General features: G+C 69.4%; 18 protein-coding genes. 11 read left to right on the forward strand and 7 right to left on the reverse strand.

The window, feature by feature from the left end; all coding sequences use genetic code 11:
• Positions 1 to 4: 4 nt before the first annotated feature.
• Entirely contained in the window at positions 5 to 1213 is a 1209-nt protein-coding gene (locus AZC_RS24285; protein WP_012169735.1) for a GGDEF domain-containing protein, read from the reverse strand.
• A gap of 202 nt (positions 1214 to 1415) precedes the next feature.
• Here AZC_RS24285 and AZC_RS06205 point away from each other — a divergent pair, with 202 nt between their 5' ends.
• The 5 genes from AZC_RS06205 to AZC_RS24805 all read left to right on the forward strand — a co-directional run bounded on the left by AZC_RS06205 (position 1416) and on the right by AZC_RS24805 (position 6255).
• The gene (locus AZC_RS06205) at positions 1416 to 2513 is read left to right on the forward strand and encodes a sulfate/molybdate ABC transporter ATP-binding protein (protein ID WP_012169736.1); all 1098 of its coding nucleotides are present in this window, start codon (positions 1416 to 1418) and stop codon (positions 2511 to 2513) included.
• Positions 2514 to 2556: 43 nt separating this feature from the next.
• Complete coding sequence (gene speB / locus AZC_RS06210; RefSeq protein WP_012169737.1) at positions 2557 to 3540, forward strand: agmatinase; 984 nt, start codon at positions 2557 to 2559, stop codon at positions 3538 to 3540.
• Positions 3541 to 3687: 147 nt separating this feature from the next.
• On the forward strand, positions 3688 to 4752 hold the full coding sequence (locus AZC_RS06215; RefSeq protein WP_012169738.1) for a calcium:proton antiporter: 1065 nt from the start codon (positions 3688 to 3690) through the stop codon (positions 4750 to 4752).
• A 94-nt stretch (positions 4753 to 4846) separates the two neighbouring features.
• Positions 4847 to 5257 (forward strand): NADH:ubiquinone oxidoreductase subunit NDUFA12, encoded by a 411-nt coding sequence (locus AZC_RS06220; protein ID WP_043880077.1) that lies wholly within the window; start codon positions 4847 to 4849, stop codon positions 5255 to 5257.
• 185 nt (positions 5258 to 5442) lie between these two features.
• Entirely contained in the window at positions 5443 to 6255 is an 813-nt protein-coding gene (locus tag AZC_RS24805; protein WP_148209808.1) for a DUF2155 domain-containing protein, read from the forward strand.
• On the opposite strand, the gene aat is transcribed toward AZC_RS24805, so the two are convergent.
• The 4 genes from aat to AZC_RS06245 all read right to left on the reverse strand — a co-directional run bounded on the left by aat (position 6186) and on the right by AZC_RS06245 (position 12375).
• A complete protein-coding gene (gene aat, locus AZC_RS06230) occupies positions 6186 to 6863 on the reverse strand; it encodes a leucyl/phenylalanyl-tRNA--protein transferase (RefSeq protein WP_043878985.1) in 678 nt (225 codons plus the stop codon). The two genes, AZC_RS24805 and aat, sit on opposite strands and share 70 nt — an antisense overlap.
• 72 nt (positions 6864 to 6935) lie before the next feature.
• Positions 6936 to 8411, reverse strand: a complete 1476-nt coding sequence (locus AZC_RS26275; RefSeq protein ID WP_052285871.1) for a sensor domain-containing diguanylate cyclase — start codon at positions 8409 to 8411, stop codon at positions 6936 to 6938.
• Between the two features lie 218 nt (positions 8412 to 8629).
• A complete protein-coding gene (locus AZC_RS06240) occupies positions 8630 to 11254 on the reverse strand; it encodes an AAA family ATPase (protein WP_012169742.1) in 2625 nt (874 codons plus the stop codon).
• A complete protein-coding gene (locus tag AZC_RS06245) occupies positions 11254 to 12375 on the reverse strand; it encodes a metallophosphoesterase family protein (RefSeq protein WP_012169743.1) in 1122 nt (373 codons plus the stop codon). Before AZC_RS06245 ends, AZC_RS06240 begins: the two co-directional genes overlap by 1 nt.
• 525 nt (positions 12376 to 12900) lie before the next feature.
• Between AZC_RS06245 and AZC_RS06250 the strand changes: the two genes are divergently transcribed.
• From AZC_RS06250 to AZC_RS26400, 3 genes are all read left to right on the forward strand, one after another.
• Complete coding sequence (locus tag AZC_RS06250) at positions 12901 to 14352, forward strand: porin (protein WP_052285872.1); 1452 nt, start codon at positions 12901 to 12903, stop codon at positions 14350 to 14352.
• Between the two features lie 388 nt (positions 14353 to 14740).
• The gene (locus AZC_RS06255; protein WP_052285873.1) at positions 14741 to 16882 is read left to right on the forward strand and encodes a hypothetical protein; all 2142 of its coding nucleotides are present in this window, start codon (positions 14741 to 14743) and stop codon (positions 16880 to 16882) included.
• Positions 16883 to 16989: 107 nt separating this feature from the next.
• A complete protein-coding gene (locus AZC_RS26400) occupies positions 16990 to 17556 on the forward strand; it encodes a hypothetical protein (protein ID WP_012169747.1) in 567 nt (188 codons plus the stop codon).
• On the opposite strand, the gene folK is transcribed toward AZC_RS26400, so the two are convergent.
• Together folK and folP are read right to left on the reverse strand one after the other, a co-directional pair.
• Positions 17557 to 18036 (reverse strand): 2-amino-4-hydroxy-6-hydroxymethyldihydropteridine diphosphokinase, encoded by a 480-nt coding sequence (folK, locus tag AZC_RS06265; RefSeq protein ID WP_012169748.1) that lies wholly within the window; start codon positions 18034 to 18036, stop codon positions 17557 to 17559. It abuts the gene before it with no gap.
• A complete protein-coding gene (gene folP, locus AZC_RS06270) occupies positions 18033 to 18797 on the reverse strand; it encodes a dihydropteroate synthase (protein ID WP_043880083.1) in 765 nt (254 codons plus the stop codon). Before folP ends, folK begins: the two co-directional genes overlap by 4 nt.
• A 251-nt stretch (positions 18798 to 19048) precedes the next feature.
• Here folP and surE point away from each other — a divergent pair, with 251 nt between their 5' ends.
• The 3 genes from surE to mfd all read left to right on the forward strand — a co-directional run bounded on the left by surE (position 19049) and on the right by mfd (position 23912).
• Positions 19049 to 19816, forward strand: coding sequence for a 5'/3'-nucleotidase SurE (surE, locus tag AZC_RS06275; protein ID WP_012169750.1), 768 nt, complete (start codon positions 19049 to 19051; stop codon positions 19814 to 19816).
• 232 nt (positions 19817 to 20048) lie between these two features.
• Complete coding sequence (locus AZC_RS06280) at positions 20049 to 20345, forward strand: succinate dehydrogenase assembly factor 2 (protein ID WP_012169751.1); 297 nt, start codon at positions 20049 to 20051, stop codon at positions 20343 to 20345.
• A gap of 51 nt (positions 20346 to 20396) precedes the next feature.
• Positions 20397 to 23912 (forward strand): transcription-repair coupling factor, encoded by a 3516-nt coding sequence (gene mfd / locus AZC_RS06285; RefSeq protein WP_012169752.1) that lies wholly within the window; start codon positions 20397 to 20399, stop codon positions 23910 to 23912.
• The last annotated feature ends 176 nt before the right edge of the window (positions 23913 to 24088 follow it).

A 24088-nucleotide genomic window follows, 5' to 3' on the forward strand; every position in this document is an offset into this window, starting at 1 on the left:
AAGCTCAGGCGACGCCCGTGGAGGCGGCGGCGCCCCCGGCGTGCGGGGCCGCCGGCTGGGGCGTGACGAGCGGCGCCGCGAGCACCACCCGGTTGCGGCCTCCGTCCTTGGCGGCATAGAGCGCATGGTCCGCGGCATCGATCATGCGGTCGATGCCGGCCACGCGCTGCCCGGCCTCCAGGCTTGCGACGCCGATCGCGACCGTGGCCTCCACCGCATGGCCTTCCACTTCCCGCAGATCGTCCATTACCTGCCGCCGCAGGCGCTCCGCCATTACGCAGGCCACATCCGATCCGGCATCCTTGAGCACGAGGCAGAATTCCTCGCCGCCATAGCGCCCCACGAGATCGCCCCGGCGCAGCAGCTTGCGCGCAACCTGCGCGAAGGCCCGCAGCACCTGATCGCCGGTCCGGTGGCCGAAGCGGTCGTTGATGGACTTGAAGTGATCGAGATCCACCAGCAGCACCGAGACCGGACGCCCCGAGGCAAGGGCCGAGCGCAGCAGGGCGCTGGCGCCCATGAGCAGCGAACGGCGGTTGCTGAGTTCGGTCAGTTCGTCACAGCTGGCCATGCGGTCCAGCACCATGAACATGCCGCCGAAGTTCAGCCCTACGGTGAAGAAGAGGCCGGCGGCGAAGGTCCAGGCCATCTGCTCTGATGTCATGTCGCCGCCGAGCGGCCGGAAGCCGGCGAGACTGCCTGCGAGCCGCACCACCTGTATGGTGCACATGCCGGCAAGGAAGAGGGCGACCAGCATGCGGGAAAACGCCGGCGCATAGGACGGCACGTGGGCGAGCACGTAGGCGGAGCCGCCGAACCAGCAACAGCAGATGAAGGTGTAGAGCACCACCCTGTCGTTCACGTTGGGCAGGAACAGCACGCACGCAATATAATAGAAGAGGGGCGTGGCGATCACCGCCAGCCAGATGGGCAGCGTGATCGGGCGCCGGTCGAAGGCGCGCATGCCGCAATAGGTGAGGGCGGCCCCCGTCAGAAGCCAGCCGTTGCTGAAGGGCGCCACGTTCGGCCCCAGACGCCCGTTGGCGGCGGTCAGGACGGCGACCGAGCCGGCACAGAACAGGTCCGTGACACCCCAGAAGATGAGGCAGGTCTCGCTCCGGACATAGGCCCACGCCAGCAGCAGCAGCGCACCCATGAGGGTGGCCAGCACCACAGCGGCGAAGCCTATCGTCTGGAAATCGAGGGTGACCATAATCCGGGGGGCCGAGACAATCAGGCTATTGCGCAATCCTGATACCATTGCGCGGCTGTTCTGGGGCGGCAAGGAAAAGCTCGTCGCCGCTGGGCCTGCCCGCGCTGCCGGCAAAATGCCCCTCTCTCACCGTCACCGGTACATTCCGCCCATCGCCGCGGCATGGCATAAGGCGGGAGAAGCTGGAGGTCGTTTCCCGCCCATGACCGTTGCCGTTTCCGTGGAGAATGCCGTCAAGCGCTTCGGCCAGCAGATGGCGCTGGCCGATATCTCGCTGGATGTCGCGCCCGGTGAGCTTGTCGCGCTGCTGGGGCCGTCCGGCTCGGGAAAGACGACGCTGCTCAGGGCCATCGCCGGCCTCGAGGCACTCGACGGCGGGCGGATCGTCCTTGACGGCGCCGATGCGGCCCATGTTCCGGTGCGCCACCGCGGCATCGGCTTCGTGTTCCAGCAATATGCGCTCTTCCGCCATATGAGCGTCGCCGACAACGTGGCCTACGGGCTGCGCTCGCGCCCGCGCGCCACTCGCCCCTCCGAGGCGGACATCCGCGCGCGGGTCTCCGATCTGCTGGGCCTTGTCCAACTGGAGGGTTATGGCGGGCGCTATCCGGCGCAGCTCTCCGGCGGCCAGCGCCAGCGCGTGGCGCTCGCCCGGGCGCTCGCCATCGAGCCGAAGGTGCTGCTGCTGGACGAGCCGTTCGGCGCGCTCGACGCGCTGGTGCGCAAGGAATTGCGGGCCTGGCTGCGCGAGCTGCACGACCGCACCGGCCACACCACCCTGTTCGTGACCCACGATCAGGACGAGGCGCTGGAACTCGCCGACCGCGTGGTGGTGATGAGTTTCGGCCGCATCGAGCAGGTGGGGACCCCCGACGAGGTCTATGACCAGCCCGCGACGCCGCAGGTGTTCGGCTTCATGGGGGAATCGAGCCGGCTCGACGTGGAGGTGCGCGACGGCGCTGCCTTTGCCGCCGGCGGTGCGGTGGCCGTAGCCATCGCGCCGGTTCCGGACGGCACCGGATCGCTCTTCGTCCGTCCGCAGGACGTGTCCATCGCCATGGCCGGCACGCCGGGCATGGAAGGCATCGTGCGCGGCTACCGGCGCCATGGCGCCATCCGGCGGCTTACCGTGGACGTGGCCGGCGGAGTGGTGGAGGCGGACATCTCGCCGGCCGTCCGTGCCGAGAATGGCACCAAGGTCGCGGTGCGCTTCAATCGGGCGCGGCTCTTTCCCGCGACCGGCGCCGGTGCCGACTGCCGGCCGCCAGTGGCCCACCAGAGCGGCGAATATGCCATCTGAGCGTGCGCCTCGAAGCGCGCGCCGATCTTCACGGGAGAGATGAATGTCGAGTGATCCCCTGGCGCCGCGCCCTGTCGATCGCGCGCTGGACCCCGGCTTCCGGCATGGCCAGTCCATGGAGCCGAACTATTCCGGCGTCACGTCCTTCCTGCGCCGGCGCTATGCCCGGGATGGCGGCGGCGCGGAGGTGGTCGTGTGGGGCGTGCCTCTGGACGTCACCGTCTCCAACCGGCCGGGCACCCGCTTCGGGCCGCGCGCGCTCCGCGCCGCCTCCAGCATCCTCGACGGCGATCCGCTGTTTCCGTTCCGCGCCGATCCCTTCGCCGCGCTGGACATGGCGGACGCGGGTGATTGCGTGTTCGATTACGGCCTGCCGGCCTCCATCCCCGCCGCCATCGAGGCGCAGGCGGCCCGTCTCTATGCCACCGGCGCCCATCTGGTGACGCTCGGCGGCGATCATTTCCTCACCTATCCGATCCTGAAGGCGCTGGTGGCAAAGACCGGCGCGCCAGTGGCGCTCGTCCAGTTCGACGCCCATCAGGACACCTGGGACGACGACGGGACCCGCGTCGATCACGGCACCATGATTACCCGCGCGGTGAAGGACGGGCTGATCCGGGTGGATCGCTCCATCCAGGTCGGTATCCGCACCCACGCGCCGCAGGATTACGGCATCGCGATCATCGACGGCTTTCAGGCCGGCGATCTCGGGCCGAAGGGGATCGCTGCCGCCATCGCGGCGCGCGTGGGCGATGCGCCGGTCTACCTCTCCTTCGATATCGACGCGATCGATCCCGCCTTTGCGCCCGGCACCGGCACGCCGGTCTGCGGGGGGCTGTCGAGCCGCGAGGCGCTCGATACCCTGCGCCGGCTCGGCGGGCTCGATCTCAAGGGTTTCGATGTGGTGGAAGTCTCGCCGCCCTATGACCATGCGGACGTAACGGCACTCGCCGGTGCATCCCTCGCCGCCTGCTATCTGGGCGTGCTTGCGGGCCGCAAGGCCTCCGGTGCATCCATCGTCCCTTGAGGCTGGCCCGGTCGCGCTCCGGGATTTCTTTGTCCGCAAGGCCGGCCGGGCTTTCACCCGGCCGGCCAGGCGCGATTATCCGGGCGAACGGCGGCGGGGCAGGGCGCGCGCCAGAGCGCGCATGCGCGGGATTCTTCGGGGATTTTCATGCCGTTCATCTGGCTCGCTTATTTCTTTCCCCTCGCCGCGCTCGCCCTCGGCCTTGCCGTTTCCGTCCTGCCCGTCCCTTTCACGGGGGGCCTGTCCTTCATCGAGACGGTGCTCCTCATCGGCACCTCCTTTGCGGCGGTCCACCATGCGGAGGGCATCTCGTCCCGGATCGGCCAGCCCTTCGGCACGCTGATCCTGACCCTGAGCGTCACCGTCATCGAGGTCTCGGTGCTTGTGGCCATGATGCTGAACGGCGAGAACAATCCCGGCGTCGGCCGGGAGGCCGTGCTCTCCACCGTCATGTTCGTCTGCACGGGGGTCGTGGGCGCCTGCCTGCTGGTGGGTGCGCTCCGCCACCGGGAGCAGGAGGTGCGCCAGCAGGGCGTGAACGGCTATCTTTCGGTCATCATCGCCATTTCGGTGCTGTGCCTGCTGCTGCCGCAAAACACCCACGCCGGCCTGATGGGTGCGGTGGATCCGTTCCAGATTTCCTTCATCATGTGCGGCACGGTGGTGCTCTACGGCGCCTTCCTCTTCATGCAGACGGTGCGCCACCGGGCGGACTTCATGCCGGAGGCGAGCGAGCCCGCCCCGGCGCGGCCGCGCCGTCTCGTGGTGCATATCCCGCTGCTGCTGGCGGCGCTCGGGGGCATCGTTCTTGTCTCGAGCGGGGTAGCTGCCGGCGTCGAGGAACTGCTCGACCGGCTGCATCTGCGCGATCCGGATGCCGTCATCAGCGCCGCCGTGGTGGCGATGCTGCTGCTGCCGGAGACCATCACCGCCATCCGCGCCGCCCGCGCCAACGATCTTCAGCGCAGCATCAACACGGCGCTCGGCTCGGCCCTTGCCACCATCGGCCTCACCATGCCGGCCATGGTGGCGATCAGCGTCTGGGTGGATCGTCCCATCTATCTGGGCATCGAGCCGGAGGACCGGGTGCAGTTGCTGCTGGTGCTGGTGCTGTCCATCGTCAGCTTCGGCACCGGGCGCACCAACCTGCTCAACGGCTTCGTGCATCTCGTGCTGTTCGCCATCTATGTGATGACGTTGTTCGTGCCGTGAGCCGGCGAAGCGGCCGTCCACATTGGCGGATGTTCGGGTGGACACCGCGGCGGCACGGTGGCATGTTCCGCCCGACCAAGAAGAGGCTCGCTCCGTGAAAGAGTTGCTGCTCTACATCTTCGCCTGGTGGCACAAGGCGACTCCCGGCACCCTGCTGTGGACCCGCCGCTTCGGCGAACTCGTCGGCCATGACGAATTCGGCAACGCCTACTACCGCACCAAGGGCGGCAAGGTGGACCCGACGCTCGGCTTCCAGCGCCGCTGGGTGCTCTACAGCGGCTATGCCGACTCGACCACGGTTCCGCCCGGCTGGTACGGCTGGCTCCACCATCGCGTGGACACCCCGCCGACCGAAGAGACCTATACCCCCCGTCCGTGGCAGAAGCCGCACCACCGCAACTACACCGGCACGCCGCTCGCCTATCGCCCGAAGGGTTCGGTGCAGGCCGGCGGCCACCGCCCGCGCGTGACCGGCGACTACAACGCCTGGTCCCCCGGCGAGTGATCGCGGGCTTCTGACAGTCCCGTTTCTGCGAGCGCGCGGTCCCAAGGGCCGCGCGTTCTTGTGTGCGGATTTCCACGGCACACCGCAGCGCCGCCCTCGCAAGGCCGCAATGCGGATGATAACGGGCCTGGATGCCATCCGGCGTCGGCCCGAGCCCGGCCTCTCCTTTCTCAGGTGCGCGTCTGATGCGTTTTCTCCGTCCCGCCTCCGGTTTCCTCGTCCCGGCCGTGGCGGCCGTTGCGATGGCGGCGGTCTGCGGGGACGCGCTCGCGCAGAGCCGCAATGGCATCGATTCCGCCCCGCTCCTGCCGCCGGCGGGCGTCGGTACGCCCAATTATCAGGGCGGCTATCCCGGCTATCCGGACAATCGGCCGCAGCCGGCCCAGCCCGCCCCGGCGCCGCAGCAGCCGGCGCAGAATCAGCCCTATCAGGGCATCTACGGCATCAATCCGCAGCAGCAGGCGCCGCAGCAGACGCAGTCGCAGCAGCAACAGAACCGCTATCGCCAGCCGGTGCCGCAGCTTCCGTCCGGTTCGACCCCCGCACAGGCGCCGGCGGCGCCAGCCCCCGCCGGGCAGGCGCCCGCTGCTCAGGCCCCCGCGGGGGCCCAGCAGCCGCAGCCGAACAATGACGTTCTGGTGGTGGAGCCTCCGGCGGAGAAGATCGCCAATCCGATCGCCGTCTATGCGGGCCTCGACAAGATCACCGGACGCATCACCTCCTTCGAGGTGGGCATTGGCGAGACGGTGCAGTTCGGCGCCCTTCAGGTGACGCCCCGTGCCTGCTACACGCGCCCGCCGACCGAGCCGCAGAACACCACGTCTTTCACGGAAGTGAACGAGATCACGCTGAAGGGCGAGGCCAAGCGCATCTTCACCGGGTGGATGTTTGCTTCCAGCCCCGGCCTGCACGGCGTCGAGCACCCGATCTATGACGTGTGGCTGACCGACTGCAAGCAGAGCGCCCCCGGCACGGCGAAGCCCGGCGGCCAGAAGTAGAAGTCGGCCCGGGCGGAGACCGACTCCTCCAGCAGCCGGTGGTAGTGCCGGCGGGTGACCTCGAGCGCCCCGAAGCCGCTCAGGTGGCCGGTGATGAACTGGGTGTCGAGCAGCTTGAAGCCGCCGACCTTCAGCCGGGCGACGAGATGCGCCAGCGCCACCTTCGAGGCGTCGCGCTCATAATGGAACATGCTCTCGCCAAAGAAGGCGGCGCCGAGTTCCACGCCATAGAGCCCGCCCACCAGCTTGCCGTCCCGCCAGGCCTCCACCGTGTGGCACTGGCCGCGATCGAACAGCTCTCCATAGAGCCGGCGGATGCGCGGGTTGATCCAGGTCTTCTCGCGGCCCTCCTGCGGGGTGGCGCAGCCGGAAATCACGCCCTCGAAATCGGTGTCGATGCGGATCTCGAACTTGTCCTGCCGGATCGTGCGGGCAAGGCGCGAGGGAATGTGAAACCCGTCGAGCGGGATGATGCCGCGCCGGTCGGGCTCGATCCAGTAAAGTCCCGGATCGTCCGCGCTTTCCGCCATGGGAAAGATCCCGCAGGCATAGGCCTTCAGCAGGACATCGGGCGTGATCTCGACAAAGGGCTCGCGCGGTCGGCTCATGGAGCGATCATATCGCAGCACCCCGGCGGGTGAAAATCTCCGCAGGATCCGCGGGAGGAACGTCCGTGCGGGTCAGGCGCGCGTCGGATCGAGCGTGGCGTCTGAGAAATGGGGCTCCGGCACGGCGACGTGCGCATCCCCGATGCGTTCGACCATCACGCGATTGCGTCCGCTCTCCTTGGCCCGGTAGAGGGCGCGGTCGGCGGCGGCGACCACATTTTCGAACGTCTCGTTCGGAGAGGCGATGGCGGCGGCAATGCCGATGCTGACGGTGACCGGATGGTCGCCGCGGATCACGTCCCGCTCCACCTGCGTGCGGATGCGCTCCGCCGTCTGGAAGGCGCCGGCCATGTCGGTGTCGGGCAGGATGGCGGTGAACTCCTCGCCGCCGTAACGGGCGGCGAGATCCGCCGGCCGGCGCAGGCTGTGGCGGATGAGCTGGGCGATGGCCTGGAGCACGGCATCGCCCGCCGCATGGCCGAGGCGGTCGTTCAGCAGCTTGAACCGGTCGATGTCGATCATCAGCACGGCCACCGGCGAGCCGAGCCGCTGCGCCCGCTGCCATTCCCGGATGGCCACATCGAAGAAGCGCCGGCGGTTGGCGATGCCCGTCAGATCGTCGGTCAGGGAGAGCTGGAGCAGTTCCGCCTGGAGGCGGCTGCGGCGCATCAGGTCGTGCCGCAGCACGAGGGCGATGGCGATGGAGGCGAAGCCCACGGTGAGAACGGCCGCGGTGCCGACCAGCACGCGGTAGCGCCAAGGCAGGAAGATGTCGCGGATCGACTGGCCGGTGGCCACCACCAGCGGCAGTTGCGGCACGGGCGCCGCATAGAAGGTCCGCTTGCCGTCGCCATAGGACAGGGTCACGGGCGCGTGGACCGCCCCCGCAATCTCGCGGATCAGGTCGGGCGGCGGTCGGATGCAGATGCCGGAGGTGCCGCACTCTTCCACGAACAGCGTGCCGTCGATGCGCGCGACCAGCATGGGGTCGCTGGTCTCCGCAGCCTCCGCCTTCAGCGGTTCGCGCAGGAGGGAGAGGGGCAGCAGGACGGCGGCCACGCCCGCAAACTGGCCGTCCGGATCTTTCAGGGCCTGCGACAGGGCGATGCAGGGCTCTGTGCCGTCACAGGCCACCCGCTCGCTGAGATAGGGACCGTCCACCTGACCTTTGGCATGGAGGGCGAAATAGGGTTGCGTCCGAACCCGCTCGCCAGGGCCGGCGGGGCGGTCGGAGCGGGCCACCACCTGCCCGGAGGCATCGGTCAGAAGCATCACGCCGGAGCGTTCGGTGGCGGAAATCATGCGTGCCAGCAGCCGCTGCCAGCCGGCCGGCGTCTGGTCCGTCTGCGGATCGGCATAGTCCGCGGCCACCTGCCGCAGCAGGACGCGATAGGGGAAGATCTGCCCCGCCACGTCGCGGGCGAGGCTGTCCACCCGCTGTTCGCCGTGGCTCGCCGCCTCCCGGGCCACATCCCCGTAATTCTGCCAGAGGGTGAGCGCCATGAAGCTGGCAAAGATCACCGAGATCAGCGCGCCCGCAGGAATCATCAGCCGCGCTGCCGGCGGAACGACCGACGGAGGCGCTGCCTTGAGTGCAGTGCTGCCAGGCTTGATCATGCGGCGGACGGGTCCAGGGGCCTCGCGCGGCGCGAACGGGCGCCGTGCCGATCGGTAGGTTGCAGGCTTACGACAGGGTTAACGTCTATCTGTCGAAATGTTCATCTGCAAGATCGTTCGTATTACAACCATTGTGGCGGGGTGGAGCCCTATCCCAGCGGCAGCCGGGTGGCGTCCACCGTGCGATAGGCCGAGGCGCGGCAGCTCAGGATGATGACCTGCATGCGCCGGGCCGCATCGGCGAGGATGTCGGTCATCACCTCGAATCGGTCGTCGTCGGAAAACACGAGGGCGTCGTCGAGCACCAGCGAGGCCGGCTTGCCCTTGTCGATGAGGAGATCGGCGAAGGCGATGCGGGTGAGCACCGCCAACTGCTCCTGTGTGCCCTTGCTGAGGAGCTCCGCCGCCTCCTCGCGCCCGCCGCGCATCAGCAGGCCGGGCTTGTAGTCCTCGGTGAAGGCGAGGCTCGCATTGGGCAGCAGGCGCCGGACGAACGGCTCCATGCGCCGGGTGATGGGCCGCAGGTAGCGCCGTGCCGCATCCTGCTGGGCCTCGCGCAGCACGCCGAGCAGGAGCGCGAGGGCATCACCTTCGTCCTTGAGGCGCGCATGGGTTGCCTCCGCCGCCTCCGCTTCTTCGCGGGCGGCTTCGGCCCGCTGGCCCGGCCCTTCGCCGCCCAGCGTCCGGGCCTGTTCCTCAAGGCGCGCCACCTCGCCGGCGAGGTTTGGCAGATCGGCCTGCAGGCGCTCGCGCTTCTTCACCATGCGCTCGCGCTGCTGGTGAAGGGCTTCCACATCCAGCGCTTTGGCGGCCCGTCCGGCCGTCTCCCGGTCCACGAGCGCGCGGGCCTCGTCGGCGCGGGCGGCGGCCTGCCTTGCCTCTAGGTCGGCATCGGGGAGGGGGGCGAGATCGGCGGCAAGTTCCTGCGCGAGACGCAGGCGGTCCCCCTCCGCCCGGTCGCTGGCGCCCTGAAGCTCCACGCCCCGCACCTCGGCCTTCTGGAGACTGTCCAGCGCCGCCTGCCGGCGGGCCGTCGCCTCGATCTCCGCGGTCCGGAACGGCCGCAGATCAATCTCCGCCGGCGGCTGCGGGGCATCGGGAGCGAGCGGCTCGGGGCGGTCGCGGCCGGCAAGGGCGCCGCGCAAGGCGTCCAGACCGGCCGGCAGGCCCAGGGCCGGATCAGCCGGACACTCCGCTTCCAGACGGCTGCGCAGGGCGGCGCGCGCGGTCTCATCCTGCGTGCGGGCCCGCGCCGCCGCATGCGCCGCCGCGGGATCGGCATGGCCGACGGCCGCGAGAAAGGCCGCGAGGTCGTCGCTCGCCGCCCGATGGCGGGCGAGGGACGCATCGCTGCCGGCGGGCGGGCGAAAGGCGAGTGTGCCGACGCCGGGAATGTCGATGCGCGCATCCCGCGTCAGGCTGATCTGCGTCCCGCTCTCCAGCGGCGCGCCATCGAGGGTGATGGCCGCGCCGGGCTGAAGGGTGACCGAGAGGCTGGCGGCGCCGGCATCCAGCGTCGCGCGGGTCGCGATGACCGCCGCCTCCAGCTTGCGCAGGCGCGCGTCGGCCGCCTCGTCCATCCGGCTGCCGGCGATCCGCGCTTCGATCCGGGCGATCTCGGCTGCCAGACCATTGGCCCGATCGAGCCGCGCGAAGGCGGTGGCGAGCTGTTGCCGGTCGGCGGCCGACCGGCGCGCCGCCTGGGCCTTGTCCTGAAGCTCCTCCGCCTGCCGCAGTTGCATCCGGGCCGTGTCCAGCGCCTCGGCCGCCGCTTGATCGGCCCGGCGGGCCTGCGCAAGCCGTTCCGCATGGGCGTTCAGGTTTTCGAGGGCCGCGCGTGCGGCGGTTTCGGCCTTCAGGAGCGCCGCGCGCAGTCCGGCGCGGACCTCCGCCCTCTTGTCGAGGGCCTCCCGGTCGGCCGTGGCGGAACGGCAGGTCAGGTCGGCCATGCGCAGGGCGTCGGCGGCCCTGCGGGCGCGCTCGATATCGGCGTCCAGCGCCTTCAGCTCCTTGTCCGCTTCCGGGTCCTCGATGTCGCGGACGAGGCGCCGCTGTTCGTTGCGCTTCGTTTCGAGACGCTTCAGCACCTCGTCGAACTGCATCAGTTCCTGCGCGCAGGCGCTCGCGCGCTCGCGCGAGGCGGCAGCCGCGTCCTGCGCCTGCTTGAGACGGCCGGTGGGCTTGCCGGTCGCGGTGTAAAAATCGGCGAGCGCCTTCTCCACCTGCTGCTGCACGGCCTTGGCCCGGCGTCCGCCGGTGACGGCGCCGACCTCGGAGGCCAGCGCCTCCTCCAGCGTGCGGCGGGCGGTCTCGGCGGGCGAGCCGAGCTGGAAGGACTGGCCCTGCTCCACCCAGAGCAGGCCCAGCGCGCCGCGGCTGTCGTCGTCCGCCCCGCTGTTGCCGGCGCGGTTGAAGCCGAGGAGGGCCTGGAGCTTTTCCTCCGCCGCCTCGGCGGTGAAGCGGCCGTCCGGCCCGTCGAGGGTGACGGAAGGCCCCTGCAGGAAGCGCTTGGCCATTTGCCAGCGCCCGCCGGCCACCTCGAACTCCACCGTGACGGTGGGGGCGACGTCATCGCCATGGGGGCGGAAGGAGCGGATGCGGCCGCTCTTGGAATTGTAGCGCTCGAACAGGGCGGCCCGCAGGGCTTCCAGCACGGTGGACTTGCCGCTCTCGTTGGGCTCGCAGACGAGGTTGAGGCCATCGGAGAAGCCGTCGAGCACTACGGGTGCACGGAACTTGCGGAAGTTCTCGATGGAGAGGCGGCGGATGCGCATCAGGCTTCGCTCCCGCGCTGGGCGCGCATCAGTTCCACATAGAGGCGCTCCAGCGCGGCCCCGGCCAGCCGGCCCTCGGTGCCGCCGTCCTCCGCCATGGCCCGAAGGCGCTCGGCGGCGTCGCGCAGTTCGCCGTGGGCGTCGATCTCGGAGAGGTCGGTTTCGGTTGGGCGTGTCATGAGGTCCGCCAGATCAAGGTCGAGCCAGCGGATCTCATGGGCGAGCCCGTCCTCCAGCAGCCGGCGCAGGGTGACGCGCTCGGCCAGCGGCACGAGCCCGGACAGATGCAGCCGTGCCACCAGATGCTTGCGCTCGATGCCGGGGGCGAGCGCCGCGATGCGCGGCGCGACGTCTTCGGCGCCAGACAGGTGCCAGCGCTCCTCCACCCAGGCGTGACGGCCGATGGGCAGCGCCTCCACCTGCGGCTCGAGACCGGCGCCGGCCACATCCACCAGCAGGGCGAGGCCCGTCGCCTCCCGGCCGAAATCGTCCGGCTCCGGCGTGCCGCTGTAATAGGTATGGCCATCGATCTTCCGCAGGCCGTGCCAATCGCCAAGCGCGAGATAAGAGAGGCCGGCCCGGCGGGCCCGATCCGGCGCGATCAGATTCGTCTGCTCGTCACCGCCGAAGGTGCGGATGGCGCCATGGGCCAGGCCGATGCGCGGCAGGCCGGCGGGCGTCTCGGCGCCATCGAACCAGGCGGTGGGGTCGGAGAGGCTGAACTTGTGCGTGAGGGGGGCCGGCAGCAGCACCGCATCCTCGCCCAGCATCACCGGAGCGGGCGTGAGGCAGGCGGCGACATTCTCTGGCGCCTCGGCGGAGAGGCGGCTCCAGAGCCCGTCCGGACGGAGCGGATCGTGATTGCCGGGCAGCAGCCACCAGCGCACGCCGGCCGCCGCCTTCATGCGTGCGAGCGCCTGCCGATAGATGCGGTCGCCCGGCTCGGCGCTGTCGAAGACGTCGCCGGCCACGAGAACATGGCCGGCCCGGTGCTGCCGGGCGGCGGCGGCGAGCGTGTCGATGGCGTCGAGGCGGGCCTCGCTCAAGGCGGCGCGGGCGTCCACCGGCATGCGGCCGAACGGTTTGCCCAGTTGCCAGTCGGCCGAGTGAATCAGGCGCATGGTCTCTCTATAGCGCAATCAGGCGGAAACGGGCCGGCCTGCATCAGGGCAAAACCTTGGCGTCACAAGGGGCGAGCCGCGGCGCCTGTGGCCCGCGTGCCATGATTCGAGCCATGCCCGCCTTCAAACACATTTCCGCACGCTTCCCGGGGCGGCCCCGGTCGGGTGTGGTGGCAAGATGCCGCCACCCGTTTTCGCCCACGGAAAAGATCGCGCGCGGAAGATTGAGGTAAATGAAGGGTTTCCAAGGATGGGTGTGGTATTGGAATGGGTGTCGCGAAAACGTGTTGTTCCTGCAACACCCCTGGGAAAAGGCCCTTCCCCCCTGCCTTTTGGAGTGTGTCGAGATTGATCCCCGGTCCGGCTTTTGTAAGGTGGCTTTGCGACGAAGGGGGGCAGTCCCCGGTCGCCCCATACTGTGTTGGCCTGGTGGCGAGCCGGTGGGGGAATCGGGGTCAAGACCTCTCGCTGGTGGCAACATCGACGAAGCGGCTGGCTCCCTCGGAACAAAATTTGGAGGTCACAATGAACATGGTGAAGAGCCTTCTGCTCGGTAGCGTCGCGGGTCTCGCCGCCGTCGCCGGCGCCCAGGCTGCCGACCTTCCCGTGAAGGCGAAGGCTGTGGAGTACGTGAAGGTGTGCTCCGCTTACGGCGCGGGCTTCTACTACATCCCCGGCACCGACACCTGCCTCAAGATCGACGGCTACGCCCGCTTCGACACCTACATCAACGCCGTCGGCACCTTCAACCCGAACATCTCGTCGGTTGCTGGCACCGGCTTCAACGGTCCCGGCGCTGGCGCTGGCGGCTATCCGTACAAGGACTCTGACGACTCGTCCTACCTGACCCGCGCCCGCGCGGTGTTCGGTCTCGACGCTCGTTCGCAGACCGACTACGGCACCCTGCGCTCCTACATCCGCTTCGGCATGAACTGGGATTCCCAGTCCACGGCTAACGCGGGTTCGGGCATCGGCTTCTACTTCGAGCGCGCCTTCATCCAGTTCGCTGGCTTCACCTTCGGTTACACCCAGTCGTTCTTCGACACGGGCATCAACTACGCCTACACGCAGCTGTATGCGGGTTCGAACCAGTGGACCACCGCTCTCGCCTACACCGCCCAGTTCGGTAACGGCTTCTCGGCGACCATCGCCCTCGAAGACGCCGCCAACCGCATCACCGGCGTGCAGGCTGGCTCGGCCGGCGTGTACAACCCGACCAGCTCGCTCGGCTATGCCAACTACCAGGCTGGTCAGGAAATCCCTGACATCGTCGGCAACATCCGCCTCGATCAGGCTTGGGGTACGGTTCAGCTCTCTGCGGCTGCCCATCAGGTCACCGCTCTGAACCCGGTGTACACCGGCACGGGCGCCACCTACCTCGGTCAGAACTCGACCGACACCTGGGGCTGGGCCATCGGCGGCGCCGTGGAAATCAAGCTCCCGATGATCGCCCCCGGCGACAGCCTCTTCATCCAGGCTGGCTATGCTGACGGCGCTCTGAGCTATGTCGGCTTCGCCGGCACCACGCAGGGTCGCGCGACGGGCCTCGGCTCTCTCGACACCAAGACCACCACCTTCGCGACCGGCGCCTACTACCCGATCGCCGACGCTGTGTGGAACCAGGCCACCCGCTCGTACAACACCGAGACGGCTTGGGGCATCCAGGGTCAGTTCCGTCACTTCTGGACCCCGGCGGTTCGCTCGGCCGTGTTCGGCGGTTACTCTGAGGTCTCCGTGCCCCAGAACACCGTTGGCGCTGTCGACGTGAACATCTGGCAGGTCGGCCTGAACACCATCTGGTCGCCGGTCAAGAACCTCGACCTCGGCCTCGAAGTGCTCTACTCGAAGGTTGATGGCGGCGCTGCCCTCGGCACCTACAGCACCGGCACGACCGCTGCCAACGGCGGCGCGACTGCCACGGTCGGCGGCTCCACCGACGTGTGGTCGGGCGGCTTCCGCGCTCAGCGCAACTTCTGATCCTCGCGATCATTGGTTTGGAGAACCCCGGCGGGCAACCGCCGGGGTTTTTCGTTTTGGGCCACTCGTCTCACACCTTCTGGTGGGCTGGTGACGCCGCCGTGCTGCGGCGCCTGGAGTGCCCGGCGCCCGGGGGCCGGCCAGCGGCAAGCCTTCCGGCCTCTCCCTTCATCGCAGACCTGACACACGGCCCCTGTTGCGGATCGGCCACCGCTCCTTTACGTGCCAAGCGCGCGGCGGCGGGCTAAGGTCGCGCGCGGCGTGGCTTGGGACCGGAGCGGCCGGAGGCGATCGTTTTTCGCCTGACCGCATGCGGGTCGATGGCACGCCGGGGGCGAAAGCGCTCCCGATGACATCGACTTGGCGGCACCGCCGGCGGGAGACAGGAATGGACGAGAAGGCGGGTCTCCGCGGGCAGAGGGAGACGGAAGGGGGCACCCTTCTCGACCTCAGGATACTCGGGGTTGGCCTCATCCTTCTGTGCGTGCTCGTCGCCTTTACCGTGCATGTCAGCCGCCCGGGCATCGAGGCGGATCTCGCGGTGCGCGCCGCCGAGCGGCTCGACGCCATCGGCGAATCCTGGGCGACCGCCCGCTTCTCCGGCCGCGATGCGACGCTCATCGGCGAGGCGCTGGCGCAGGAGCCGCGCGACAAGGTGCGTGGGGCGATCGAATCCCTGTCGGGCGTCGGCTCCGTCACGGATGCCACCACCCTCCTGCCGGAGCGCCGCCCCTTCACCTTCTCCGTCATCCGCGATGGCCCTCGCGTCCAGCTCGAAGGCTACGTGCCCTCCCGCTATGCGCTCGCGCGCATCGCCGCTGCGGTGAAGGGCCTGCCTCCGGGCCTGGAGGTCCGTGGCCTCGACCAGCTCGTTCGCGCCCGTGGCGCGCCGCCGGGCGATTTTTCCTCGGTGGTCATCTTCGCCCTTGATGCGCTGATGCGGGTGCAGAGCGGGCGCATCACCCTTTCCGACGACATGCTGTCCATCGAAGGGCGCGCGCCCGACCTTGCGGCCTACAATGCGCTGCGCCTCACCATGAGCGAGCCGCTGCCGCAGGATTTCCGCCTCGCGCGCTTCGCGGTGCGCCCGCCCGCCGCCTCGCCTTATCTGTGGTCGGCTGCCCGCGAGGGCAGGGCGGTGGTGGTGCGCGGCCATGTGCCGTCGGAAGAGGTGCGCCAGCAGGTGCTCGCGGCCCTGCGCGCCGCCATGCCGGAGGCCGGCATCTCCGACCATACGGACCTTGCCGACGGAGCGCCCAGCCTCGACCGCTGGCTCGCCGCCGTCCGTTTCGCCGCCAACCAGCTCGCGCTCGTGCCTACGGGACAGGTGAGCCTGTCCAACACCTCCATCTATCTGGAGGGCGCGGCCAGCACCTTCCCGATCTATGACGCGCTCTCGGCCGCCCGCCGCGCGCCGCCCGAGGGCTTTCAGGTGGTCCGCTTCTCCGTGGAGCCGCCGGTGGCTGCGCCCTTCATATGGCGGGTCTCCCGGCAGGGAGGGCAGGCGCAGATCTCCGGCTATGCGCCGAGCGAGGATGCGCGGCGCGTGATGGGCGATGCGGTGAAGGCGCTGTTCGCCGGCGTGCAGGTGAGCGATCAGGTCCGGCTCGCCTCTGGCGGACCGCCCTCCGACATCTGGACCGCCGCGGTCACCTTCGCCCTCACGCAGGTGAGCCGCATGGCGCAGGGCGAGGCTTCGGTGCTCACCGGCGCGGTGACGCTGAGCGGCGAGGCGGCGGACAGCGCCAGCTATGCCAGCCTGCGCGACGCGCTCAAGGCACCGCCGCCGGGCGTGAAGGTGGATGCCTCCCGCGTGCTGCCGCCGGTCATCTCGCCTTATGTCTTCGCCGTCCGGACGGAGGAGAGCGGTGTCACGCTCTCCGGCTTCTTTCCGGACGATGCGGTCCATGCGCGCCTGCTGGAGACGGTCGGGCGCCTCTTTCCCGGCGTGCGGGTCAATGACGTGACGGCCGTGGGCGCCGGGGCGCCGCCGCGCTTTGCCGATGCGGCGATTGCCGCGCTCGCCCCGCTCGCCCGCCTGGAGACCGGAGACCTGCGCTTCTCCGACGGTCAGGTGAGCCTGTCCGGCACCGATCGCTACCCTGCCGCCGGGGCGCAGATTGAGGCGGAGCTCAAGGCCGCGCTGCCTAAGGGCTTCGCGATGGATCTCGCGGTGGAGGCCCCTCCGGCGAGCCTGCCCGTGGGCCCGCGCGAATGCCTGAAGCTGCTCACGGACGCCACGGCGCGCGGACTCGTCTTCCTGCCGGGCGGCCAGCCGGGGCCGGGCAGCCTGCCGGCGCTGGATCGCCTGGCGCAGGCGGCGCTGCGCTGTCCGCCGCTCGCGCTCCAGGGGGCGCAGGGGGCGGCGGTGCCCGATCCCGTCGCCGCCATCCAGGGCGAGGCGATCCGCGCGCATCTTGTGGCGGCGGGCGTTCCGGCCTCCCATGTCTCCTGGATGGCGGACTTCGGCGGGGAGGGGGCGGAATCCCTCACCGTCGCCGGGGTGCGTATTTCCGTGCGACCGCAATAGGGGGCGGCCATGGTCTATCTGTTTCTAAATCTCTGGCCCTATGAGCTTCTGGCGCTCGGGCTCGGCTTCGCCACCGTCTATCTGGCGTTCCGTCCGAGGGCGCGCCCATGATCTCGTTCGAAGTCGACGTCGCCCTGCTGCTGTTCGCCGCCTTCCTCATCGGCGGGGCGGCCGCCTATGGGCTGCGGCTGCGGATGGAGCGCCGGCGGCTGGAACGTCTGGCGCATGCGGCGCTGTTCACCATCGATCTGACAGAGCGTCCACGGCCGGCCCCCAGGGTCGCGCCCGCTCCGGAGCCTGTCGCCGCGCCACCCGAGCCGCCGCCGGCCCCGGAACTCCCCCTCGATCTGCCGCCGACCCCGACGGTCGTGCGCCGCCGTGCGCCGAAGGAGGCGGAGCGCCGGCCGGAGGGCACGCCCGGAACGCCGCCGCCCCGTCTCGACGCGCCCGAAGGGGCGCCGGATGATCTCAGGCGGATCAAGGGCATCGGCCCGCAGAATGCCCGGCGCCTCAACGAACTCGGCATCTACCATCTGCGTCAGATCGCGGCCTGGACGCCCGACGAGGTGCGCTGGGTGGGCGCAGCGCTGGCCTTTCCGGGCCGCATCGAGCGCGAGGGCTGGGTGGCGCAGGCGCAGGCGCTTGTCGCCGAAGATCAGGGCACGGCGGAGTAGTCAGTCCACCCGCTCGATGCCGCTCCGGTCAAGCCGCGCCAGCGCGTCCCGCGCCCGTGTGCCGGAGATGATGATGTCGGGCGCGATGTCCAGCAGCGGCACCAGCGCGAAGGCGCGCTCCAGCAGGCGCGGATGGGGCAGTTCCAGATCCGGCTCGCGCACCGTCTCGTCGCCATAGGCGAGGATGTCGATGTCCGCGGTGCGGGGGCCGAAGCGCGCCTCCCGCGCGCGGTCCCGTCCGAGCTGACGTTCCACATCCAGCGCCAGCGTCAGCAGGGCGCGCGGGGAGGGGGCGCCGGCGACGGCGAGCACCTGGTTGAGATAGGGCGGCTGCGGCACCGGCCCCCAGGGCGGCGTGCGGTAGAGGGGCGAGCGCGCGCGGATGACCAGCCCGCCCGCCTCCAGCAGCCGGCCGGCTTCGGCAAGGGTCGCGGCCACGTCGCCCACATTGCCGCCGAGGCAGAGATAGGCGGTGGTCATCGCGCCCGGCGGATGGCTTCGGCCACGCGGGCCGCCTGCACGTGCTCGGCGACGTCATGCACGCGGATGATCTCCACCCCCGCCATGATGCCGATGACGTTCGAGGCGATGGTGCCCGGCAGGCGCTCCGTGGGCTGCGTCTCGATGACCTTGCCGATCATGGACTTGCGCGAGGTGCCGAGCAGCAGCGGCAGGCCGAGCACGCGCAGCTCGGAGAGGCGGGCGCAGGCCGCCAGATTCTGCTCGAACGTCTTGCCGAAGCCGATGCCGGGATCGAGCACGAGCCGGTTGAGCGGGATGCCGGCCTTGTCGGCTTTCTCCAGCGCCCGCTCGAAGAAGGTGATCATGTCCGCCATGATGTCGATGGCCGGATCAATGGCCTCGCGATTGTGCATCAGCACGGCGGCGGCCGCGCTATCCGCCACCACTGCCGGCATGTTGGGATCGAAGGCAAAGCCCCAGATGTCGTTGATGATGGCGACGCCCGTCTTCAGCGCCCGGCGGGCCACCTCGGCTTTATAAGTGTCCACGGAGACGAGCACGCCCAGTTCGTCCGCCAGCCCGTCCAGCACCGGGGCGATGCGGTCCCATTCCTCGTCATCCGAAATGCGGGTGTGGCCGGGCCGCGTGCTCTCGCCGCCCACGTCGAGAATGTCCGCGCCTTCGCGCACAAGGCGGCGGGCGGTCTCGCGCGCGGTCTCGGGCGCAGCGCTGAGTCCTCCGTCCGAGAAGGAATCGGGCGTCACATTGAGGATGCCCATGATCAGCGTGCGCTCGGAGAGCGGTACCGGTCGGCCGCGGGCGTCGAGGATGTGGGCGGGAAGGGCGGTCAAGGGCCGGCTCCGTGGGCAGGCGCGGAAGGTATCGCAACGAATGCCTCCCTTGGGCGGCCGGCGCAAGCGGGGAGCGGGCGGCTGGGAAGGCATGCGACCTTCGTTGCAGTCCGTCCGGTCTGGGGTTAAGCACCGCCTGCGCCGCGTTCGGGCGCTTGCGGTTGGGAAGGGACGGGGCCATGCGCATCCTGGTGACGAATGACGACGGCATTCACGCTCCGGGGCTCGACGCCTGTGCCCGCATCGCCGCCGCCCTCTCCGACGACGTGTGGGTGGTGGCGCCGGAAACCGACCAGTCGGGCGTCGCGCATTCCCTCTCGCTCAACGATCCGCTGCGGCTGCGCAAGGTGGCGGCGCAGCGCTATGCGGTGAAGGGCACGCCCACCGACTGCGTGATCATGGCCGTGCGGCACGTGCTCATCGACAATCCGCCGGACCTCATCCTCTCGGGCGTCAACCGGGGCCAGAACATCGCCGAGGACGTGAGCTATTCGGGCACCGTCGCCGGCGCCATCGAGGGCACCATTCTCGGCATTCCCTCCATCGCGCTCTCGCAGGCCTTCGGGCCGCAGACGCGGGACAATCCTTCCTACCAGACCGCCGAGACCCATGGCCCCGATGTCATACGCACGCTGCTGGCGGAGGGCATTCCGGCCGGCGTGCTGATCAATGTGAACTTTCCCGACCGCACGCCGGACCAGGTGGCGGGCATCGCCGTGACGGCGCAGGGGCGGCGCGACCAGAAGCTGATGCGCATTGATCCGCGGAAGGACGGGCGCGGCAACGACTATTTCTGGATCGCCTTCGAGCGCCGCTCGGCGGACACCGTGCCGGGGTCGGACCTGCGGGCGCTGGATGAGGGGCGCATCTCGGTGACACCGCTTCGGGTCGAGCAGACCGACGAACCCATGATGACCCGCCTCGCCCAGGTGTTCGAGGCGCGCTGACCGGCGTTGCGCGGGGCATGCTTCCGCCCTGCGCGCTTTGCTTCTATAAGCCCCAAGCCTTTGGGAACGGACCCTCGGCGACGGCCCTGGCGGTGATCCGGGGCGGGCGCCGGTCCGTTCAAGGATCGCGCCGGCCGAAGCGGCCCGGCGCGAAACCGTTCTCTTCCGGCCACGGCATCGCCCGTGGGCGGCGCGTTTTCGCGGGCGTCACGCTCCGCGCAGGGAGGCAGGCATGTCGGGAACCGTGAAGTCGAGCGCCGGGTTGGACGTGCGGCGGCGGCGCATCATCTACCGCGCCTGGCACCGGGGCACCCGCGAGATGGACCTCATCATGGGCCGCTTCGCCGATGCCAATATCGAGACCCTCACCGAGGCGGAAGTGGACATCTTCGAGCACCTTCTGGAGATCGAGGATCCGGACCTGTTCTCCTGGCTCAGCGGCTCGCTGCCGGTGCCTGCGGAACTCGACACGCCCTTCTTCCGCAAGATCCAGACCTGGCATCTCGCCGGCAATTCCCTGCCGGAGTGAGATCGCGCCCCGGCGGCGCCGCCGGGGCCTCTTTCCATTGGAATATCCCCCGTGAAGCGTCCCCGTTCCCTCGCCGAAGACCTCAAAGCCGGCAATCCTCTGACCCTTTCCCGCGTGCCGGAAGGGATGCAGGGGCTGGTGGTGGCGGACCTCGCCCGCAGCGTCGCGGCCGGCAAGGATGCGCCCTGGCCGAGCCTCACGGTGGTCTGCCGGGACGGCCAGCGGCTCGCGGCGCTGGAGCGGGGGCTGGCTTTCTTCGCGCCCGAGATCGAGGTGCTGAGCTTCCCGTCCTGGGACTGCCTGCCCTATGACCGCGCCTCGCCCAATGCCGCCATCACCGCCCGGCGCATGGCAACGCTGGCGCGCCTTGCCCGCGTGAAGGGCGGCGAGGTGAGCGTGCTGCTCACCACCGTGAACGCCACCGTGCAGCGCGTGCCCGCGCGCGATCTTCTGGCGGCGCAGTCGCTCTCCGCCCGGCCGGGCAATGCAATCGCCCTCGAAGGCATCGTGGAATGGGCGGAGCGCAACGGCTATCTGCGCACCCCCACCGTGCGCGACACCGGAGAATACGCGGTGCGCGGCGGTCTCATCGATCTCTATCCGCCGGGACTCGATGCGCCCATCCGCCTCGATTTCTTCGGCGACACGCTGGAGAGCATCCGCGCCTTCGATCCGGAGACACAGCGCTCGTCCGGCACGCTCCATGCGCTGGAGCTGGTGCCCATGGCGGAGTTCCAGCTCACGACCGACACCATGCGCCGCTTCCGCATGGCGTATCTGGCGGAGTTCGGCGCCAACACCAAGGGCGACACTCTCTATGAGGCGGTTAGCGAAGGCCGCCGCCATGCGGGCATGGAGCACTGGCTGCCGCTGTTCCATGCCGGCCTCGACACGCTGTTCGACTATCTCGACCGCACGCCCTTCGTGGTGGAGGCGCAGGTGGAGGATGCCGCGGCCGAGCGCATCACCCAGATCGGCGACTATTACGACGCCCGCAAGGAGGCGCTGGCCTCCGGCGCGCCCGGCGCCGTGTACAAGCCGCTGCCGCCCGAACGGCTCTACCTGACGCAGGACGAGTGGCGCAGCCGCCTGCACGCGCTGCCGCTCACCCGCCTCACCCCCTTCGCGACGCCGGACGGTGGCGCGGGCAAGGTGGTGGACGTGGGCGGCGTGGAGGGCCGTTCCTTCGCTGCCGAGCGGGCGGACCCGGAGGCCAATGTCTTTGACGCCGCCGTCACCCATGTGCGCGACCTTCAAGGGCGCGGCAAGAAGGTGATCCTAGCCGGCTGGAGCGAGGGCTCGCGCGAGCGCCTCTCCACCGTGATGGCGGACCATGGGCTGAAGGATCTGGCCCCCATCTCCAAGTTCGCCACCATCGACGCCATGCCGCGCAACAAGGCGACGCTGGCCATCTACGGGCTGGAGCGCGGCTTCGAGACGCCGGACTTTGCCATCATCGGCGAGCAGGACATTCTGGGCGATCGCCTCGTGCGGCCCAAGCGCAAGGCGCGCCGGCCGCAGGACGTCATCTCCGAACTGACCTCGCTCACCGCCGGCGACCTCGTGGTGCATGTGGACCACGGTATCGGCCGCTTCATTGGGCTCAAGGCCATTGAGGCCATGGGCGCGCCGCACGACTGCCTGGAGATCCATTATGCGGGCGGCGACAAGCTGTTCCTGCCGGTGGAGAATCTCGAACTCCTGACCCGCTACGGCTCGGAGGACACCGAGGCGCAGCTCGACAAGCTGGGCGGCGGCGGCTGGCAGGCGCGCAAGGCACGCATGAAGAAGCGCATCCGCGAGATGGCGGGTGAGCTGATCAAGATCGCCGCGGCGCGCCAGCTCTCGGAAGCGCCACGCCTCGTGCCCGCCGCCGGCCTCTATGACGAATTCCGTGCCCGCTTCCCCTATGAGGAGACGGACGATCAGGAAGCTGCCATCTCGGCGGTGCTGGACGATCTTTCGTCCGGCCATCCCATGGACCGCCTCGTCTGCGGCGACGTGGGCTTCGGCAAGACGGAAGTGGCCCTGCGCGCCGCCTTCGCGGTGGCGCTCTCCGGCAAGCAGGTGGCGGTAGTGGTGCCCACAACGCTGCTCGCCCGCCAGCATTTCCGCACCTTCTCCGAGCGTTTCAAGGGCCTGCCGGTGAACGTGGCGCAGGCCTCGCGCATGGTGACGGGCAAGGACCTCACCGCCGTGAAGAAGGGGCTCACCGATGGCACGGTGGACATCGTGGTCGGCACCCACGCCCTGCTGGGCAAGACCATCCAGTTCCGGGATCTCGGCCTCGTCATCGTGGACGAGGAGCAGCATTTCGGTGTCGCCCACAAGGAGCGGCTGAAGGCGCTGCGCTCCGAAGTGCATGTGCTGACCCTGACCGCGACGCCCATCCCGCGTACGCTGCAACTGGCCATGACCGGCGTGCGTGAGCTTTCGCTCATCGCAACGCCGCCCGTGGATCGCCTCGCGGTGCGCACCTTCGTGACGCCGTTCGATCCGCTGATCGTGCGCGAGGCGCTGCTGCGCGAGCGCTATCGCGGCGGCCAGAGCTTCTATGTGGTACCGCGCATCGACGATCTCGCCGAAGTGCGCGAGTTCCTGGAGAAGTCGGTGCCCGAGGTGAAGGTGGCGGTGGCCCACGGCCAGATGGCGGCGGGCACGCTCGAAGACATCATGACCGCCTTCTATGACGGCCAGTATGACGTACTGCTCTCCACCACCATCGTAGAAAGCGGGCTGGACGTGCCGAACGCCAACACGCTCATCGTGCACCGCGCCGACATGTTCGGCCTCGCCCAGCTTTATCAGCTGCGCGGCCGGGTGGGCCGGGCCAAAGCGCGCGCCTATGCGATCTTCTCCGTGCCGGCCACCAAGCCGATCACCGCGCAGGCTGAGCGGCGGCTCAAGGTGCTCCAGTCGCTGGAGACGCTGGGCGCCGGCTTCCAGCTCGCCAGCCACGACCTCGACATCCGCGGCGCCGGCAACCTTCTGGGCGACGAGCAGTCCGGCCACATCAAGGAAGTCGGCTACGAGCTCTATCAGGAGATGCTGGAGGAGGCGATCGCCCACCTCAAGGCGGGCATCACCGACTATGTGGACGACAAGTGGTCGCCCAACATCACCATCGGCATGCCAGTGCTGATTCCCGAGGAGTATGTCACCGACCTGCACGTGCGCCTCGCCCTCTACCGGCGCCTTGCCGACATCACCGAGGATGCCGAGCTTGACGCTTTCGGGGTGGAACTGGTGGACCGCTTCGGCCCGGCTCCGGAGGAGGTGACCCACCTGCTGCGCCTGTCGCAGATCAAGACGCTTGCCCGCAAGGCGAACGTCGAGAAGGTGGACGCCGGCCCGAAGGGGGTCGTCCTGGCCTTCCGCGAGAACCAGTTCGCGGACCCCGCCGGCCTCGTCCAGCTCATCAATGCCGAAGGCCCGCAGGCCAAGGTGCGGCCGGACTTCAAGGTGGTGTTCCTGCGCGACTGGGCGACCGCCGAGGCCCGCCTCAAGGGCACCCTCCAGGTGCTGCGGAAGCTCGCGGGTCTCGTCGAGAAGCGGAAGGTTGCCTGACCTATCTCCTAATATAAATGGAGGTATTATGAGGTTCTTGGCCGAATTTATTGTATCCCGCACGATCGGGATAGCTGAATAAGACCACTAAAGTTCCCGCCGGCGCTGCTTGCGCGGGTGGTATCGAAGTGATCTATTGCGCGGATTGTAATCTACGACGAATGCGCCGCCGAACC

Origin of the sequence: Azorhizobium caulinodans ORS 571 (assembly GCF_000010525.1) — a bacterium.
Lineage (GTDB): Bacteria > Pseudomonadota > Alphaproteobacteria > Rhizobiales > Xanthobacteraceae > Azorhizobium > Azorhizobium caulinodans.